The 18,267-nt window shown below is 63.9% G+C and carries 12 protein-coding genes; 1 reads left to right on the forward strand and 11 read right to left on the reverse strand.

The window, feature by feature from the left end; genetic code table 11:
* Positions 1 to 61: 61 nt before the first annotated feature.
* From DQG19_RS02150 to DQG19_RS02180, 7 genes are all read right to left on the reverse strand, one after another.
* A complete protein-coding gene (locus DQG19_RS02150; RefSeq protein WP_157974279.1) occupies positions 62 to 1,213 on the reverse strand; it encodes an MFS transporter in 1,152 nt (383 codons plus the stop codon).
* A 64-nt stretch (positions 1,214 to 1,277) separates the two neighbouring features.
* Positions 1,278 to 3,854, reverse strand: a complete 2,577-nt coding sequence (locus DQG19_RS02155; protein ID WP_116124573.1) for an FG-GAP repeat domain-containing protein — start codon at positions 3,852 to 3,854, stop codon at positions 1,278 to 1,280.
* The gene (locus tag DQG19_RS02160; RefSeq protein ID WP_116124574.1) at positions 3,851 to 7,168 is read right to left on the reverse strand and encodes a VCBS repeat-containing protein; all 3,318 of its coding nucleotides are present in this window, start codon (positions 7,166 to 7,168) and stop codon (positions 3,851 to 3,853) included. The genes DQG19_RS02155 and DQG19_RS02160 overlap by 4 nt, the downstream gene beginning before the upstream one ends.
* Positions 7,169 to 7,170: 2 nt before the next feature.
* Entirely contained in the window at positions 7,171 to 7,773 is a 603-nt protein-coding gene (locus tag DQG19_RS02165) for a hypothetical protein (RefSeq protein WP_116124575.1), read from the reverse strand.
* Positions 7,770 to 11,126: a VCBS repeat-containing protein gene (locus DQG19_RS02170; RefSeq protein WP_116124576.1), complete on the reverse strand. Its 3,357-nt coding sequence runs from the start codon at positions 11,124 to 11,126 to the stop codon at positions 7,770 to 7,772. Before DQG19_RS02170 ends, DQG19_RS02165 begins: the two co-directional genes overlap by 4 nt.
* A 54-nt stretch (positions 11,127 to 11,180) precedes the next feature.
* Positions 11,181 to 11,723 carry a 3'-5' exonuclease gene (locus DQG19_RS02175; RefSeq protein WP_116124577.1) on the reverse strand — a complete coding sequence of 181 codons (543 nt, stop codon included), beginning with the start codon at positions 11,721 to 11,723 and terminating at the stop codon, positions 11,181 to 11,183.
* Positions 11,724 to 11,776: 53 nt separating this feature from the next.
* The gene (locus DQG19_RS02180; RefSeq protein ID WP_157974280.1) at positions 11,777 to 12,094 is read right to left on the reverse strand and encodes a LytR/AlgR family response regulator transcription factor; all 318 of its coding nucleotides are present in this window, start codon (positions 12,092 to 12,094) and stop codon (positions 11,777 to 11,779) included.
* 187 nt (positions 12,095 to 12,281) lie between these two features.
* Between DQG19_RS02180 and DQG19_RS02185 the strand changes: the two genes are divergently transcribed.
* Positions 12,282 to 13,091 carry a PhzF family phenazine biosynthesis protein gene (locus DQG19_RS02185; RefSeq protein ID WP_116124579.1) on the forward strand — a complete coding sequence of 270 codons (810 nt, stop codon included), beginning with the start codon at positions 12,282 to 12,284 and terminating at the stop codon, positions 13,089 to 13,091.
* Here DQG19_RS02185 and DQG19_RS02190 read toward each other — a convergent pair.
* The 4 genes from DQG19_RS02190 to DQG19_RS02205 all read right to left on the reverse strand — a co-directional run bounded on the left by DQG19_RS02190 (position 13,051) and on the right by DQG19_RS02205 (position 18,144).
* Entirely contained in the window at positions 13,051 to 13,578 is a 528-nt protein-coding gene (locus DQG19_RS02190) for an Lrp/AsnC ligand binding domain-containing protein (protein ID WP_116124580.1), read from the reverse strand. The genes DQG19_RS02185 and DQG19_RS02190 overlap by 41 nt on opposite strands.
* A gap of 8 nt (positions 13,579 to 13,586) precedes the next feature.
* Positions 13,587 to 14,156 carry a hypothetical protein gene (locus tag DQG19_RS02195; RefSeq protein WP_116124581.1) on the reverse strand — a complete coding sequence of 190 codons (570 nt, stop codon included), beginning with the start codon at positions 14,154 to 14,156 and terminating at the stop codon, positions 13,587 to 13,589.
* 31 nt (positions 14,157 to 14,187) lie between these two features.
* Positions 14,188 to 17,094, reverse strand: coding sequence for a leucine--tRNA ligase (locus DQG19_RS02200; RefSeq protein ID WP_116124582.1), 2,907 nt, complete (start codon positions 17,092 to 17,094; stop codon positions 14,188 to 14,190).
* A gap of 105 nt (positions 17,095 to 17,199) precedes the next feature.
* A complete protein-coding gene (locus DQG19_RS02205) occupies positions 17,200 to 18,144 on the reverse strand; it encodes a pepsin/retropepsin-like aspartic protease family protein (protein WP_116124583.1) in 945 nt (314 codons plus the stop codon).
* Positions 18,145 to 18,267: the final 123 nt, after the last annotated feature.

The raw sequence follows: 18,267 nt of genomic DNA on the forward strand, positions 1-18,267 counted from the left end.
CCTTCTTTGGTCGTTCTAAACGGCAAATGTAGCCAAAAGCCCTCGAACGTCACACGCGATGTCAATCCGATACGCGCAGGAAAAACGTACCCAGGAAAATCAGCGCCGCCATCAGCAGCGCTACCACGCCAAGTCCGACCCGCAGACCGGCAATCCCCGGAAAGAGCGCCATGCCCTCCGGCAGCAGCGCGTTCTGGTAGTCCGCCACGAAGCCGATCAGTGGCGGACCGAACAGGAAGGCGGAATATCCGATCGTACTGACCGAACTGATGCCCACCCCGGCGCGGAGCCCCGGTATCCGGCTCGCCTCGCTGAAAAGTACCGGTACCACATTCGAAAGCCCCAGGCCTACCAGCCCGAATCCCGTGATCGCTACCCACGCTACCGGAAACACGATTGCCAGCAGTACTCCCGTAAGTGCTATGCCCGCCCCACCGACGATCACCGCCCGGGAGCCCGAGCGGGCGCGTACCCGATCGCCTACCCCCCGGCCCACCAGCATGGCGCCGCTGAAGGCCGCCTGCCCCAGGGGGGCCAGGTATTCCGCACTGCCCGTAACCCGCGTCATGTACAGGGGTGTCCAGTCCGCCATCGACCCCTCCCCGATCATGGTACACAGGGAGGCCATGCCCAGCAGGATGATCGCGGTGCCGAACTTCCGCCCGGACGCCGATTCCTCCGGGCTTGCCCCGTCGCGGAGAAAATGCCGCAGGGCGTAGGCGGAAAGCAGACAGGTCACCAGCGAGATGGTCACCAGGTGTGGGCCCACGTCGTACCCCAGGCTGATGAAGCCCGCCGCCGTCCCCGCCCCCAGAAACATCCCCGCCGAAAAGCAGGCGTGAAAGCTCGAGGTGATGGGACTACCCCAGCGCTGCTCCACCTCCACCGCCTGGGCGTTCATGGCAACGTCCATCACCCCAGTGCTGACGCCCACCAGCGGCACTACGGCCAGCAGGGCGTAGTAGCCCGGCATGTACGCCATTAACGGTACGGCCACAATGAATAACAGCGTCGAGGCGATGGCCAGGCCCCGGCTTCCGTACCGCACGATCAGGACGCCGGCCAGCGGCATGGCGATCAGACCTCCGACGGCCAGGCACGTCAGCACGAACCCGGTCTGCCCGTTATCGATGCCGTACACCTCCTGCAGCCGCGGCAGCCGGCTCGTCCAGTTGGCGTAGACCAGCCCGTTGATGGCGAAGGCAAGCGCCACACCAATACGTGTACGGACCAGAGCGGGAGAACGTGGGATACAGCCGGGATTTTGTTCCGCAAAACTAGTGCAGCCGCAGCACTAGCCATCCGCCGTCAGCAAAATAAACGCGCCGGCGGTCCGGCCCCGCGCCAAGGATCAGTACCACTTCTCGGTGGTTCCATCCCTCGCCCAGGTCGAGCAGCTGGACCCGGTTGTCCGGCCGCAGCAGCTGCAGCGCCGCGGCGTCCTGCCGGCCAACGCGGGGCAGCACGTCGAGGGCGTTACCACCGAGTAGTACCCCCCCCGCCAGGTGGGAGACGGACCGAACCGGCGTGATTTGCGTCGGCAGCGGCAATTCCTCCGCCCGCCATTGCCCCGCCGGGTCGCGCCGCAACCGCAGGTGCGCCAGGGTTTCGGCCAACAGGGGCTCGGCCTCAAGGTCGGGGAAGTTTTCCCGGAAGTCCCGCTGGCTAAAATCCGCGTAGCTGAGGTTATTGCGGCGCCAGCTCGGCAGCTGGGCGGCAAGTTCGTCCTTATCGGCCAGGGTGTATTCCCGCCCCTCCCGTACGTAGGTGAATAGCGGATCCCGTTTTCCATTCCCGTCCAGATCGGGCAGGTACAGCCGCAGCGGGGCGGCAGCGGTCGGCTGGCCCAGGCCGCTGTTCAGTCCCCAGTTGCCGGCGATTATCTCCTCCGCGCCCGGCGGGCCCGCCAGGTCGATGCTCTGCCAGAGCCCCCGGGTACCGGCCACCTCCGTGTACGTCCACTCCTGCCCCACCCGACGGCCGATCCGCAGGGGCAGCCAGGGGCCCGCTTCCACCCGCAGGTCACCGGTTTCGGCGCTCAGGGTATAGGCCGGGTCATCGGCGGGTACCGCTCCGAAGAAGGGCTGCAGGGGTTCCCGGTCGAAGGAGGCACTACGGTCGACCTCCGTCACGGTTCCGTCGCTTTCCTCGCTGCGTGATACGACCGTATAAGCCACCGTGTCCGCGGGCGGGCGGGTCGGTACGCTTTCGCCCACCAGCGACGCCGGCGCCGACTGAGAAAGAAAGCCGCGCTGGGCGGCACGGGCAAAGGGGGACATCGTCATCCGACTCAGTTCCCGCTGGCTACCGTCGGTAAAGCGGTAGCTCACCGTCGATGAGTCCGGCGATGTGCCGACCAGGCGCCCACCGTCCAGGGTCAGGTTTTCGTAGAGCGTCGCCGGAGCGTTGACGTTGTTCAACACCAGGTCCGGGTCGCCGTCGCCATCGAGGTCCGCCACGGCGGCTCCGGTGGTGCTCCCGACGAGTCCCAGCCCCGCCTCCACCGGGCGAAAGGTCAGGTTGCTGTCCCGGACGAAGTAGCGATTGGCTACGGCGCCGGCGGGCATCTCCCCCGCCACGACCAGGTCGCTGCTAGCGCGGGCCAGCGACGAGCCTACAAACTTCAGGTAGTCGAGGTCATTGGGCCGGCGATCGATACCGTTGGCGACGAACACCTCCGGTACCCCGTCCAGGTCAAAATCTTCCACCAGTACCGACCAGCTCCAGTCCGTGGCGGCCAGCCCGCTGAGTTCCCCGATCTCGGAGAAGACCCCGTCGCCGCGGTTCCACTGCACGTTGTTCCGCGGCAACTGATCGTGGTAGCCCGCCCGGCGCTTCAGCCGGTACAGGTTAAAGGATTCGGCGCTGGCGGTCGACTTCAGCACCGCCTCCCGGCCGGGGCGCATGTCGAGGGTGACCAGATCCGGCCGGCCGTCGCCGTCCAGGTCGCCCACGTCGCTGCCCATGCTGAAGTTGGACGTATGCCCCATCCGCTCCCGTACGACCTCCCGGAAGGTGCCGTCGCCCCGGTTGAGGTAGAGGTAGTCGTTTTCGGAGAAGTCATTGCAGACGTAGATATCCGTCCGGCCGTCGCCGTCGTAGTCGGCTACCGCGGCGCTCAGTCCGTAGCCGATACGGGAAGAATACAGTCCCGCCGGCCCGGTCACGTCGCGAAAGCTGCCGCCGTCGTTCCGCAGCAGCAGATCACCGGCCAGGGAGTCGCGTACGTTGCGACCCTCCCCGTCCCGGTAGGTGGCGTCGCTGTGCACGGAGTGCCGCAGCAGGTACATATCCTGGTCTCCGTCGCCGTCGTAATCGAACCAGTAGGCCTGGGTGTTGAAGCCACCGAAGTCCAGCCCGTAGGCCGCCGCTTCGTCCCGGAAGGTCCCGTCCGCCTGCTGCACGAAGAGTTCGTTGCGGCCGTGTAGCGGGTCAAGTCCATCGACGTTGCAGACGTAGATATCCGGCAACCCGTCGCCATTGATGTCCGTGACGCTCACCCCGGTCGACCAGTTCCCCGCACCTGCGACCCCCGCCGACTCCGTAGCGTCGCGGAAGCGCCAGTTGCCCTCGTTGATGTAGTATTTGTTGGGGGACTGATTATTGGTGAAGTAGAGGTCGGGCAGGCCATCCCCGGAAATGTCCGTAGCCGCTACCCCACCCCCGTTGTAGTAGTAGAGGTAAGTGACGATGTTGAACGACTCCTCGGGGGTCAGCCGGTTTTCGCTGGTCACGCCCGTCTCCGTCCGCATCCGGAAGCGCTCCGGGGGCGCGGGGGGCTCGACGGCGGGGCCGCAGGTGCAGAGAAAGGCCAGGACCATTACGGTAAATATGGCTGCGACCGTTTGCATCATCGCTGCAGGATAACGGGTGGCAGATTGTTCCGGGCAAGGACCGTACGTCCCCCGCCCAGGGGAGCGATGGCCCGTATCTCGCCCGGTATCCGCAGTCCGCTACTATCGGCGGATACGGCCGTGAAGTTCCCGCGACCGTCGTTAAGCATGAGCAATCCGCGCCCCGCGTCGTAGCGCCCCATCTCGGGTTTGACGTAAAAGAAGTTACCTCCCAGCAAGAGGTCGCTGTCGCCATCACCGTCCACGTCCTCGGCCGCGATGGCATACACCGGCGTTTCCTGTGCCGCCTGGGGCAGGTAACGCACCTTGAACCGGCCGTCGCCCCGGTTCAGCGCCACGAAACTGCGAAACTCGGTAGCCGTGTAAGACAAGCCCTGCTGCAGTGCCTCCGGGCCGAAGATGTCGGTCATCGTCTGATCGCCAAAGGCGGAGTACTTCAGGTAGCGCTTGCGCAGACCGGGCAGTTGCTTGACGAGTTCGTGCAGGAGCGGCATCGGATACACCTCCTCTCCTTCCTGGAAGGAGACGATCTGTTCGGCGGTACCGTTGCGGTCGAAGTCGTTGACGTTCATCCGGAGGGGACGAGCCTCCGAAGCACGGAAACGGCTGTTCAGGCCGTGGTTGCCGAAGATCAGGTCGTTCCGTCCGTCGCCGTCCAGGTCCGCCGCGGCGACCGCGGTGTACCAGCCGGTAAGTCCGGAAAGTTCATCACCGAGCGGTACCTCGGTCAGGGTTTCGTCCGCGTAGGCAAAGGCACGGGGGGCCATCCACTCCCCAACCACTACCAACTCGCGACGGCCATCGCCGGTGAGGTCAAGCCATGTGGCGTCGGTCACCATACCCAGCTTCCCAAGCACCTCCTCGCGGAAGGTTCCGCTACCGTCGTTGATCAGCAGGTAGCTGTCGGCGGGCAAGCCGTAGGCCCCCGGCCGCAGGCGGGCGCCTACGAACAGATCGGTATCGCCATCCCCGTCGACGTCGTAGGGTGCGGCCACCGCGCCCGCCACGGGTTGCCGCGCACTGGGCAGGATCTGGTCGCCCTTTGACCAGCCACGGGGGCCATTATTGAGGTACAGCCGGTCAAACAACAGGTTGGACGCCCCGCCGAACTCGCTGCTTCCGCTGACTACGTACAGGTCCGTATCCCCGTCGCCGTCCGCATCGAAGCACGCGCAGGCTACGTCCTCGCTGTCGCGGTCCCGGTCCAGGATGTCGGAAGCGGAGGGCTTGTAGCCATCGCCGGCGGAGAGGTATAATTCCCCGGCCTGGTCGCGGGCTCCCCCCAGGTAGAAATCACGCTTTCCGTCGCCGTTGAAGTCGGCGGCGCAGAGGGCGGGTCCATCCGCGCTCAGCATCTGGTACAGGAGAGGATCACGGTCGAAGTCGCTGTAGCGGTTCTCGGCGTGGACGAAGGTCACGCCGAGGGTAGCGGGGTCGAGGGACCGGTACAGTGGGTCGGGTCCTGCGGCCGCTACGTCATCCGGTGCCCCAGCAGACTGCTCCTCGGACACCACCAGCAGCTGGTCCACCTTGGGTGCGTCGATGTGGGTACGTTTTCCGTCGGGCCAGACGATCTCCACCCGGTCGATGCGGTCGATGCTGCCCAGGCCGAAATGGAGCCGGTACTGCATGCTGGACTCGAAACCGCGCATGGGCATATGCTCCAGATAGAACTCCCGATCGCCGGCCACGACCGTCACGTTGGCCCCTACGGCGAACGGGTTCGCTCCCCTGCCCTTGAGTTCCAGTTGCAGCCAGTGATTGCCGGTGGTGTGATTTCGGTAGACGAGGGCGGCCGCGTTGGTGTTGTTGACCACGAGGTCCAGGTCGCCGTCGTTGTCCAGGTCGCCGTAGGCGGACCCGTTGGTAAAGCCTTCGAGGTCCAGGCCCCACTCCGCCGCCCGGTTCCGAAAACGGAAGCCGCCGTCCGGGCCGAGGTTCTGAAACGCGAAGTTGCGGGTTGGATTGGAGGGGATGGCATCGACCAGCATCTCGAAGTCTACAGCCCCGCCCGCGGTCACCTTCTCCTTGAATTCATCATCGGCGAGGTAGTCGAGGAAATCGCGGTTGGTCAGGTCCTGGTAGATCCCATTGGCCACGTAGAGGTCTTTGTACCCGTCGTTGTCCATGTCGAAGATCAAGGCCCCCCAGCTCCAGTCGGTAGCCTCCACGCCGCTCAGCCGGCCTACCTCCGTGAAGGTACCGTCGCGGTTGTTCCGCTGCAGCATATTGCGGGTGAACTGGTGGTAGTAGTCGTTCTTCAGGTTGTACTGGTAGCGGTTCCAGTTTTCGAAGGTGGTGGCCTCCTTCATTCGGCGGTTGGAGGCGGGCAGCATTTCGGTGACGAAGAGCTCCGGGTACCCGTCGTTGTCGATGTCGGCCAGGTCGGCCCCCATGCTGGCGGCGCTGATGCTCTGCATGGACTGGGTGAGGGTTTCGCGGAACGTGCCGTCCTGATTGTTGAGGTAGAGGTAGTCGCGCTCGAAGAAGTCGTTACTTACGAAGATATCCGGCCAGCCGTCGCGGTCCACGTCGCCCACGGTCACGCCCAGTCCGAAGCCGATGATCGAGCCGTAGATGCCCGCCGCTTCGCTCACGTCGTGGAAATATCCGTCGCGGTTTTCGTAGAGCCGGTCGCCGCCGACGGAGTCGCGCTTCGGCCGCTCGTTCCGTTCGAGATTGAAGGAGCCGATGGCCTGATAGCTGTTGTTGAGCAGGTAGAAATCCAGGTCGCCGTCGCGGTCATAGTCGAAGAACACCCCGTGGGTACTCAGGCCTTCATTGGCCAGCCCGTAGTCGGCGGCGGCTTCGGTGAAGGTGCCGTCCTGGTTGTTGATGTAGAGCTCGTTGCGGCGATTGTCGCCGGCAATATCGCCCGAGTTGCAGACGTAGATGTCTAGCCAGCCATCGGCGTTCACGTCGGCCATGGTCACCCCGGTACTCCAGGCGGCGGCCCCGGCTACCCCGGCGGTTTCGGTGACGTCTTCGAAGTGCAGGTCGCCCCGGTTGAAAAAGAGCCGGTTAGCCACCCGGTTGCCGCTGAGGTAGATGTCCGTGAGGCCGTCGTTATTGAGGTCGCCCAGGGCTACGCCGCCGCCGTTGTAGAAGTTCCGGTAGGTGTAGATATTGAAGTCCTCGTCAAAGTCCAGGGTGTTGGCGAATTCCACCCCGGATTCCGCCGGAGACAGGGCCTCGAAGCGGCGCTTCCCGTCCCAGGGCGGCGCGTTATCGGCGATAGCCGGAGCCCCGTTACAGCTGGCCAGTAACCCCAGCACCAGCGTCCCCGCGAAGCATAAAACCCTAGCGTACTGCATACTTACTTGACTAGTCCCAGCGGGTCGGCCGGCAGGCTGCCCAGGTTAGCGATCGTGGCCGTTACGCTGCTGCTGTCGGCCATCCAGATAGCAACGAGGCGCCCGCCTTCCACCCCGGCGAAGGTCTTCCCCCGGCGGGGGTGATCGATCTCGATGAGCTCGGTATCCAACGTCCGAGTGAGGTAATCGGCCACCTCCGGCAGCAGGTGGCTGGCGTTGGCGTCGCGGTTCCAGGGCGACCAATCCTGGTAAACGAACTCCGCCAGCACCGCGTCGAGGATGCGCGGATCAGCGCCCGAAAACATCGGCCGGAACAACATCCGCGCGGGCCGGTCCAGGTCGTTCTGCATGACGAACTGCGATTCATTCCCCCCCCGTCCGACGCTGATCAGTTCCTGCCGATTGAGCTCGGTACACCGGTCGTAGTACTCCCGGTCGGTCATGCCCAGATCGATACCGAGTACCGTGGCCGGGGCCGTGAGCGGAGCGTCCTGTCCGGCTGCCACCGCGGACCGGTAGCGGCCGAGCGGGGTTTCGTCCGTGGCGGTGCAAGCCAATGCCACAAACATGGCGGAAATGGCAAACACGCGGAGATATAGCTTCATTTGGTTGTGTTTTGCAGGGTAATCAGGGATGCGCCGGAGCGGGCGACGACAATTCGCGGCGTAGGGCCGGGCAAGCGCAGCAGCGCACGAACATCGCCGGAAAGGTACAGTCCGGAAGCGCGGGGGGACACCGAACGGAACGTTCCGTCGCCCCCGCCCAAGAGCACGGCCCCAAAACTTCCGGCGTAGATGCCGAGCTCCGGCCGGCCCACCGACTGGTTTCCCGCGGCGAGCAGGTCAGTATTGCCGTCGCCGTCGAGGTCGGTGGCCAGCAGGGCGTAGAGGGGGGCGAGCTGGGCCTCGGCGGGCAGGGGGTGGACAACCGGTCCCGCGGCGGTATTGCACACCAGCACGGAACGCAGCTCCTCGGCCCGGTTGACCACGGAACGTTGCAGGACCTCCCGGCCAAACAACTGCTCCAGGCTTTTCCCCTGGTAATCGGCGTATCGCCCGAACCGCTTGCGCAGCGCAGGCAGCTGCTTCACCAGATCGTCGCGCAACACCAGGGGCAGGCTGCGGCCGTCATTGTCGTACTGGGTCACGACCTGCTCGGCCTTACCGTTGCGGTCAAAATCATTGACGTGGAGCTCCAGGGGCGTTCCCGGGCCGGCTTGCAGTCGCGAGTTTTGTCCGTGGTTGCCGGCGGCAACATCCTGGCGGCCGTCGCCGTCAAAGTCGGCCACAGCCAGTGCGTGCCAGAGCCCCGTGGTACCGGGTACCGAATCTACGGACACCAGTCCTCCGGAAGTATCGAAGTGCAGGTACCGCAGCGGTCCCCACTCCGCGGCAACCACCAACTCCAGTGCCGCGTCGTCGTCGACGTTTGCCCAGCTGGCAGCGGTTACCATACCGAGGTCGCCCAGGGCGGGGAGGTCGGCGGGGGTGAGGTTGCCAGCACCGTCGTTCAGCAATAGGTAGCTGTCGGTGGGTACCCCATAGATTCCCGGCCGCAGGCGTCCGCCGACGAAGAGATCCCTATCGCCGTCGCCGTCCACGTCGTGGACCGCCAGGCAGCCGCTGGCCACGAAGCGGGCACCGGTCGGGAGCCGCTGGGGACTCCGCGTCCACCGCCCGGCTCCTTGGTTGATGTACAGGTGGTCGAGGAGAGCGGCGGAGGCAGGACCGAATTGGTTGCTGCCGTTGGCTACGTAAAGGTCCGGATCACCGTCGCCGTCGGCATCGAAAAAAACGGCGGCTACGTTTTCGGATGCGGCATCCTCGGCGAATAGGTCAGCGGCCTGGGCTTGGTAGGTTCCGTCGGCCCGGCCGAGTAAAAGTTGCCCGGCCTGGCCGGCCGCGCCGCCCAGATAAAGATCCGTCCGGCCATCCCCGTTGACGTCACCGGCAGCGAGTGCGGGCCCTTCGTTGTTGATCCCGAGGAACAGCAGCGGATCGCGGTCGAAGTCGGTAGCCGGGTCCTCCAGGTGTCGGACCGGCCGACCGTCGGCCGTCAGTGGGGCCTGGAGGAAGACCGGTCCCGCCGCCGCTACGCGCGCGGAAGAAGTATCGGTTGCGGTCCCGGGTTTCCCCTGGCGGATGATTACCACGTTACTGTCCGGAAGGTCTACGTACTGCCGGTTGCCGTCGGGCCACCGGATCTCTACCCTCTCCACGGCGTCGGAGAGGTGAATGCGCCTGTCCACCGTACTCTGGAAACCGCGCATGGGGTGGATTTCGGCATATTCGGTCCGGCCTCCGGGGCCGAAGCCCGTCAGACGGGCACCTATGGCGTCCGGATTACCGGCTTGCTTGCCGATCATCCGGATCATCCGGCCCCGCCGCTCGCTGTTATTGCGGTACAGGCCCGCGACCGCGTCAACGTTGTTGACCACCAGGTCGAGATCGCCGTCGTTGTCCAGGTCTCCGTAGGCCGAGCCGTTAGAAAAGCCTGGGTTCCCGAGTCCCCACGCTTCGGCCAAGTCGGTAAAGTGCAGGTCGCCGTCGTTGTGGAATAGGGCATTGGCCTGCGGCTCCTCGGGGATCAGGTCGATGAGGTCGGTGATACCCTTTCCTTCCTCGTGAATCATCCGGCGCACGGCGGAGGGGTTGCCGTTGAAATTGATGTAGTCCTGGTCGAGCAGGTCCCGTCCGGTGCCGTTGGCTACGAATATGTCGCGGTAGCCGTCGCCGTCGAAGTCGGCCAGAAGTGCCCCCCAGCTCCAGTCCGTGGCTTCGACGCCGGCGAAGCGGCCGATCTCACTGTAGTACCCGTTACCCTGGTTGAGCTGCAGCACGTTGCGGCTGAACTGCTGGTGGTAGCCCTGGTCGCGGTACAGTTGGTAGCGGTTCCAGCCGTCGAAGACCGCTTTCGTTTTGTACCGCCGGTCGGTGCGCGGCAGCATTTCGGTGACGAACAGCTCGGGGTATCCGTCGTTGTTCAGGTCGGCCAGATCGGCGCCCATGCTACCCTTGCTGATCTCCGGCAGGTGTTCGGTGAGGCTTTCCTCGAAGGTGCCGTCGCCGCGGTTTAGGTAGAGGTAGTCCCGCTCGAAGTAGTCGTTGCTGATGAAAAGATCGGGCCGGCCGTCGCCGTCGACGTCCCCCACCGTCACGCCGAGACCGAAACCGATCGCGGAGGAGTAAATGCCCGCCGCCGCCGTGACGTCCGTAAAGCGGGTTTCCCCGGTTTCGGCCAGCAGGTTTTTCAGGAGCCGGTTTCCGCCCTCGGGATCGGGCTTACTCCGCAGGTCGGCCCGCAGATCAAAGCCGGTCGTCGCCCGCGTGGAATTACTAAGCAGGTAGCAGTCCAGGTCGCCGTCGCCGTCGTAGTCGAAAAAGGCGGCGTGCACCGACAACCCGGACACGGCCAGCCCGTAGGCCGCGGCCATTTCGCGGAAGGTACCGTCGCCCTGGTTGATGAAAAGTTCGTTGTGGCGCACGCCCCCCATCCCGGCGATCCTTTCCTCCGCGGGCGGGCCGGCCTTGCAGACGTAGAGGTCCTGCCAGCCATCGGCGTTGACGTCCACCACGGCTACGCCCGTACTCCAGCTGTCCGGGCTACCGACACCGGCCGTGGTGGTCACGTCCTCGAAAATCCAGTTCCCCCGGTTGAGGTAAAGGCGATTGGACACGAGGTTGCCGGTAAAGAAAATATCCTGCCGGCCATCGTGGTCAAAATCGCCGATACCTACGCCGCCTCCGTTGTAGAAATTGCGGTAGGTGTAGGGATTCAGCTCTTCGGTGTAAGTCAGGTCGTTGCGGAAGGTGACCCCCGTGGCGTTTACCTCCGGGGCGGTCATCCAGGTAAACCGGGTATCCGCCGGAATGTCCTTGCCTCCGGCCGGTGCCGGGGCGTCACACCCGAGCAGCAGTACCGTCAGGAAGCAACAACAAAGGAGGAAGAAGCGGCCCACGTGGTGAAGATAACAAGCCGCGCGCGGCCCCGTGGACCCGGATGCCCATTTGTCCTAGTAGCGCCAGACATCGAGCAATTTGCGAAAAACCTTCACGGTATTTGCGGCATCGTCGAGGGCCCGGTGCTGTTCGCCGCTCCATTCGAACCCTTCGTGCCGGACGGCGGAGGCCAGTCCCCGTTTCTTGGGCAGGCCTCTCAGGTCGCGGTACTGTGCTTTGAGGTTGATGTGCGGGTCGAGCCAGGCTTCGTCGAGGCGGTGGAGAGCGCAATCGCGCCGCAGCTGCCGCTCGTCGAAGGTGCCCCAGGCGGCGAGTATGTAGGGTTCCCCATCTACGTCGATCCAGTCCTGAAAGGCACCAACCACGCGGGAAAAATCCCTGGCGCGGTTGATGTCGGACTGGTCGATGTTGGTCAGTCGCCGGCAAAAATGACTGAGCTGCGGATGCAGCACGGGTTTGATCAGCCGGCTGAAAGCGGCGCCTACTTCGCCGAATGCACTCACTTCGTAGGCGCCGATTTCAATGGTTTCCTGTTCCATGCCGGGGGGCCGGCCTTCCCAGCACGTTGCTTCGATGTCGTAGACGATGAACCTCACGCATGGAGAACCCACCGTTTACGACTACGTTCAATAGTGGCCCGGCGGCGGGGCTACAGGCGGGGCATCCGCGACTTGATGTCAGCGTGGTAGGCCTTGCCCATCTTGAGTTGCTGCTCGTTGAGCTCGATGACGCCGTCCGCGAAGCTGACCCGGTTGACCTGGCTGAAGTTGACCAGCAGACCGCGGCTGGCGCGTACGAAGTCACCGGCTTCCAGCTCTTCGGAAATGGCCGCCAGGCTGCGCTTGATGGCGAAGCGCTTTTCGCGCGTCTGGATGTATGCGTAGTTGCCGTCTGCCTCAATGTATTGGATATCCTCCAGGGGGATCTTGAGGTAACTGGTACCTTCTCGCAGGAAAAGGTGGTTCATAGGGGGTCTATTGAAAGAATTCATAAGTTTGGCTTGTGAATTTGGTAAGTGGCGAAGCGCTCCCTGCGGGGGCCGTAATCAAATGATCACCGCTAAACCCACGTTCGTCGCCCTTTACCATACGACGGTTTGTCCCTATCGGATTCACCCACCACCAATTTTATCATTTATATACCCGATTTTTTTCATGCATAATCTTCCGCTCTATCAGGTCGACGCGTTTACCGACCACCTTTTCGGAGGCAACCCCGCGGCCGTAGTGCCCGTACCGGCCTTCCCCAGCGACAAGTTGATGCAGCAAATCGCCACGGAGAACAATCTCTCCGAGACTGCCTTCGTGGTTATCCGGGGAAAGGGAAAATTTGATATCCGGTGGTTCACACCCACCACCGAGGTGCGCCTCTGCGGTCACGCCACGCTGGCGGCGGCCCACGTCCTTTACCGGTCCGGCGGCGGCGATCTCGAGAAACTGCGCTTTCGCACCCGGGAAGCCGGCACCATTACGGTCACCCCGAAAAAAGCGGAGGGAAACTACACCATGTCCTTCGCGGCGGACAAACCGGAAAAGCACCGTTCCTCGAAAAAACTGCGCGGTGCGCTGGCGGGCCTAAAGCCCGTTGAGGTGTACGCCGGACAGGACGACCTGGTAGCCGTACTAAAGTCGGAAGAGCAGGTACGCAGCCTGGAACCCAATTTCCACGTGATCGAACGCCTCAAACGCCGCGGCCTCATCGTTACCGCCCCTGGCCGGGATTGCGATTTCGTCAGCCGCTGTTTCTACCCCGCCTACGGGATCAACGAGGACCCCGTGACGGGGTCCGCCCACACGATTCTTACCCCCATCTGGGCAAAACGGCTGAAGAAAAAGAAACTGACCGCCCGCCAGGTTTCCGCGCGCGGCGGCACACTGGCCTGTGAACTGCGGGGCAAAAAGGTCCGCATCAGCGGCCAGGCCATTACTTACCTGTCCGGCCAGATCCTGCTGGATCGTCCGTAGCCCGCAGCTCGTCGAGCTCCTCCCGGCTGATCACCTGTACCGGGCGGTCGATGGTCTCCTCGAGCGTGATGAAGGTTTCCGTGCGCTGAATGCCCTCGAAGGCCTGAATGCGCTGCAGCACGTCGCGCAGGTGGTCGGTATCGCGGCATACGACCCGTGCGAAGATGCTGTACACGCCGGTGGTGTAGTGGGCCGAAACGATCTCCTGAATGCCTTTCAGGTACTCAGCCGCCTGGTTATAGAGCCCGCTGCCCTTGAGGTAAATCCCCAGGAAGGCCGAGACGTCGTAGCCGAGCTTCACGGGATCGACCACCAGGGTCTGCCCCTTCACCACGCCGGCGGCGATCAGCTTGTTCATGCGTACGTGGATCGTGCCACCCGACACGAAAAGCTTGGCCCCCAGCTCGGTGTAGGGGCGCTTGGCGTTCTCCATCAGTAGGGCAAGGATCTTACGGTCCAGGTCGTCAAGTTCGTATGCGGCTGCCATAGTCAGGGTTACTTGGGGATCACGGTAAGGGGGACGCCTGCGTGGCGCTGCATTTCCGCCAGCCGCAGTTCGTTGCCGGGCTCGAGCCACTCTTCGAGGGCACCGGCCACGGCTTCTTCGTAGTGCACGCCGGTCTCCGGGGTTTCCAGCCACAGCAGGCAGGTCAGCTTGCGCGGAAAGGCCAGCCGGCGCTCGGCCTCGTACCAGAACCAGTGCGGGCTCTGCGGGCGCGGGGCCTTACGCAGTTCGTACCAGTAGAGCTTGAGGGCCAACCACCACCGGCGGCGGAGGGCCCGGTTCACTACGTGGATGAGCCGCTTGGTATCCGAAAACTTGCGGCCGACGTGCTCGGCCAGTTCCTCGGGACTCCGGCGCACGATTCGGTGGGCTGGTTTGCGGCGGCGGTAATTCTTCACCTCGATGAACCAGAGCCGGCCGTCCGGCGTCAGGCACATAAAGTCCACACCCTTAAGGCCGTGGCCGCTTACGCTGTGGTAGGCCGCCGTGGCATCGAACTTGCGCACGATCCAGGATTCGGGGAACGTGAGCTCTAAATCACTCTCGTCGAAGGTATTCACCACCACGAAAGTACCACTTCGCGACCAATGCTCAACCCACCACGAAGTTGATCATGCGCTTCGGTACTACAATAACCTTGCGCACCTCCTTTCCTTCCAGGTAACCCTGCACCTGCGCATCCGCCCGCGCCGCGGCTTCGATGTCCTGCCGCGTGGCTTCCGCCGCGAACTCGAGGGTCAGCCGGGTCTTTCCGTTAAAGGCCACGGGGTAGGTGATACTGTCTTCGCGGAGGTACTGCTCCTCCCACTCCGGCCACGCCGCGTGGTGTACGCTACCCGCGCCGCCCAGCGCCCGGAAGAGCTCCTCCGCGAGGTGGGGGGCGAAGGGCGCAATGAGGCGCACGGCCGGCTCAAGTACCGCCAGCTTGTTGCAGTTCAGTTTCGTGAGCTCGTTGGTGGCCACCATGAAGGCACTTACGCAGGTGTTGAAGCTGAGCTTCTCCACGTCCTCGGTCACCTTGCGGATGAGGGTGTGCAGGATCTTCATCTCCTCCCGGCTGCCCGGCTCGTCGCTTACGGCAAGGGCATCCCCATTTCCCACGAAGAGGTTCCAGAAGCGGCGCAGGAAGCGGTACACCCCGTCGATCCCGGAGACGCTCCAGGGTTTAGCCTGGTCGATCGGTCCGAGAAACATCTCGTACATCCGGAAGCAGTCGGCACCGTAGCGGTCGCAGATGTCGTCGGGGTTCACGGCGTTGTACTTCCGCTTGGACATCTTCCCCTGCTCCACGCTCAGCTCCAGGTACTGCCGGCCTTCCTTGTCGGTATGCCAGGCGAAGGCCGCCCCCTGTTGCAGGATGGTTCGGAAGTAGGCGGCATCCTGGTGGTCCAGGCGCTGGGCTTCCTCCACCGAGGTGTGGTACAGCCGGAAGCTGCTTTCGTTGTTTACGGAGGTTTCCGTCACGAACCGGAGCGGCGTAAGTCGGGTGCCGGTACTCTCGTCGAGGACGAGGTACCCCTTCCCTACCCCGTCGACCTCGAGGGAGGTGCCCTCGGCCACGTCGCTGCTGACCCAGATCGGGTGGCGTTGTCCGTCGTCCGCGAGCAGGATGCCCAGGTGAATGTAGCTGATGGGTCCGCCGATCATCCCCTGGTTGAGCAGTTTCTTGTAGGGTTCCCGCGTGGGCACTTTCCCGATATCGAAGAGGAACTTGTGGATCAGGCGGCTGTACAGGATGTGGCTCACGGCGTGCTCGGCCCCGCCGACGTAAAGATCGACGTCCTGCCAGTAGTCCACGGCGTCCTGCCCCACGAACGCACCGGGGTTATGGGGGTCCATATACCGCAGGTAGTACCAGTTGGATCCCGCCGTTGCCGGCATGGTGTCGGTTTCCCGGCGCCCGTCCGGGGTGGTTACCCAGTCGCTGGCCCGCTCCAGGGGAGACGCGCCGCTCACCGCCCGGAAGTCGTCCATGGTGGGGAGGGTGACCGGCAGCTTGTCCTCGGGCACCAGCTGGGGCACGTCGTTGGCGTCGTAGACGATGGGCCAAGGCTCACCCCAGTACCGCTGCCGGCTGAAGACGAGGTCCCGAATACGGTAGTTCGTCTGCTCGGTGCCCCGGCCCAGCTCCTCGATCCGCCGGGTAGCGGCCGCGATCGCCTCCGGCACCTCCATTCCGTTCAGGAAATCGGAGTTGATGATCTTGCCCACCTTGTCCTTGAGTGTAGCACCGGGGTAATCCGACTTGTCGACCACGTCGATGATTTCGATGCCGAATTTCTCCGCAAAGCGCCGGTCGCGTTCGTCGTCGCTCGGTACGGCCATGATGGCTCCGGTACCGTAGTCCTTCAGTACGTATTCTGCGATGTAGATCGGTACGCGGGCCCCATTGAGCGGATTGGTAGCGTACGCTCCGGTGAATGCGCCCGTGACCTTGTTCTCGCTCATGCGGTCCAGTTCGCTGCGGCGCCCGACGTAGGTGAGGTAGTCGTCGATCTCGCCCCGCTGCTCCTCCGTCGTGAGCTGCTCCACCAGTTCGTGCTCGGGCGCGATCACCATGAAGGTGGTGCCGTAGATGGTGTCCGGCCGGGTAGTAAAGATGTCAAAGCCTCCGTCGTGCCCCTCAATGTCGAAGTGGACGAGCGCACCGGTGGATTTGCCGATCCAGTTCACCTGCTGCGCCTTGAGGCCCTCGCTGTAGTCGACCGTTTCCAGCCCGGCCAGCAGCCGCTCGGCGTAGGCCGTGATCCGCAGGCTCCACTGCAGCATGGGGCGTTGCTCCACCGGGTGGTTACCGCGTTCGCTGCGGCCGTCCTTTACTTCGTCGTTGGCGAGTACCGTGCCGAGGGCCTCGCACCAGTTGACGTAGCTGACGCTGCGGAAGGCGAGGCGGTAGTTCATTAGCAGGTCGCTCTGCTCCTTCTCCGACATGGCCTGCCATTCCGTGGCGCTGACGGTCATCGGTTCGCTCTCGGCCGCCTGCAGCCCCTCGGTGCCGTGCTGCTCCAGGTAGGTTACCAGCTCGCTCATGGGTCTTGCGCGTTCGGCCGACCGGTCGTACCAGTGCTCAAAGACCTGGCCGATAATCCACTGGGTCCACTTGAAATAGTTCGGGTCGGAGGTATTGACGCTGCGGTCCCAGTCGAAACTCAGGCCCAGCCGCTCCATCTGCTCGCGGTAGCGGGCGGTGTTACGTGCGGTGGACTCGGAGGGGTGCACGCCGGTGTCAATGGCGTACTGCTCGGCCGGCAGGCCGAAGGCGTCGAAGCCCATCGGGTGCAGGACGTTGTAGCCGGCCTGCCGCTTTTGCCGCGCTACGATATCGGAACCGATGTAACCGAGCGGGTGACCGACGTGCAGCCCGGAGCCAGACGGGTACGGGAACATATCCAGGACGTAGAACTTCGGCCGGTCCGTATCGTCGGGGGTGCGGTAGGTTTTATGCTCCTTCCAGTGGTCCTGCCACTTGCGGTCGAGGGCCTGCACATCAAATTTCATCGGGCTATACTTTGTGAGGGCGCAAAGGTAGTGCTTTGGGCGCGCGCGCAGGTGCAGCGGTATCGGGTAAGGTCTAACAGCCGCGGGGGGCGGCCGGCATACGGGTTACCAGAGGTAGATCTTCCGGCGGCGGTAGTCGATACCCACGGTATAGCGGCTCAGGAAGGAGGAGCCCAGAATACCCGCCAGCCGGGTCGCGCCCGGATCCTGGAGGTGTGAGAGGTCGGCACGGACCAGTTGCAGCGCCTCCTCGCCCGCGAGGCGGTCGGGCAGGGCGAGGCTAAGGACCGGGTAGTCGGTGGGCCGGCCATCCAGGCCCTGTACGTTCATGGTGCGGTGACCGGGGACCGTGGGCAACGCATCGGCGGCCCAGTCGGCTAACAGGTTCAGGCCGGCGCCGGTGTCGATCGCGAAGCTGTAGCGCCGCCCGTCGATGCGCAGCTGCACGACCGGCAGGTGATCGACCAGCGTAAAACGCAGGGTAGCCACCGGTGCCCGCCCCCCGTGCTCGGGGCGCCGCCGGGAAGGCAGCAGCTGGAAGGTTTCCTGTACGTAATCGATGCGCAGCTCCCCGTCGTTCAGCAGGTCGTAGCCGACGAAACCGTCAATTTGCTTTCCCGTCCGCGACTCCATATCGCGTAGGTCCAGCCCGATGGCCCAGTAATTGTCGACGGAGCGACCGAGCATCTCGAAATGGTCCACGCGGTGGTCGGTAAGCCGTACGTCTCCCCCGGAGCCCATCCCGGTGAACGAGGCGCGCGCGCTGGTCTCCCCCCGGGTATTCATCACCAGCGTGGGTACCCCGGTATCCAGAATGAAGTTACCGGGCCGGCCGTCCACCATGGCTTCGAAAAAAATAAGATTCCGGTCGAAGTCAAAGTTTTCCGTAGCCACTTCACTGGCGGCGCGGACGACGGGGCGGCCGGGGGCGGGGAGGTCGGCCCGCAGAAGATTCACGGTACGCTGCCCCGTTACATCCCCGCTCACGAGGACCCCCAGGCCGGCCAGGAGGCAGCAGAAGAGGATGCGGTGGAGGGCGGGGAGGTACATGGCGGGGGCGGAGTCTTTCGGTAAAGTTAACTATTTATTTACACACAGTTAACATACAAAGTTCGCGGGCTATTGCCCGTTTGCTGTTAAGCTTTGCCGTCTCCCCGGGTTAGCACCCGTTGT

The sequence above is a fragment of the Lewinella sp. IMCC34183 genome, assembly GCF_003390915.1.
Classification (GTDB): Bacteria; Bacteroidota; Bacteroidia; order Chitinophagales; family Saprospiraceae; genus Neolewinella.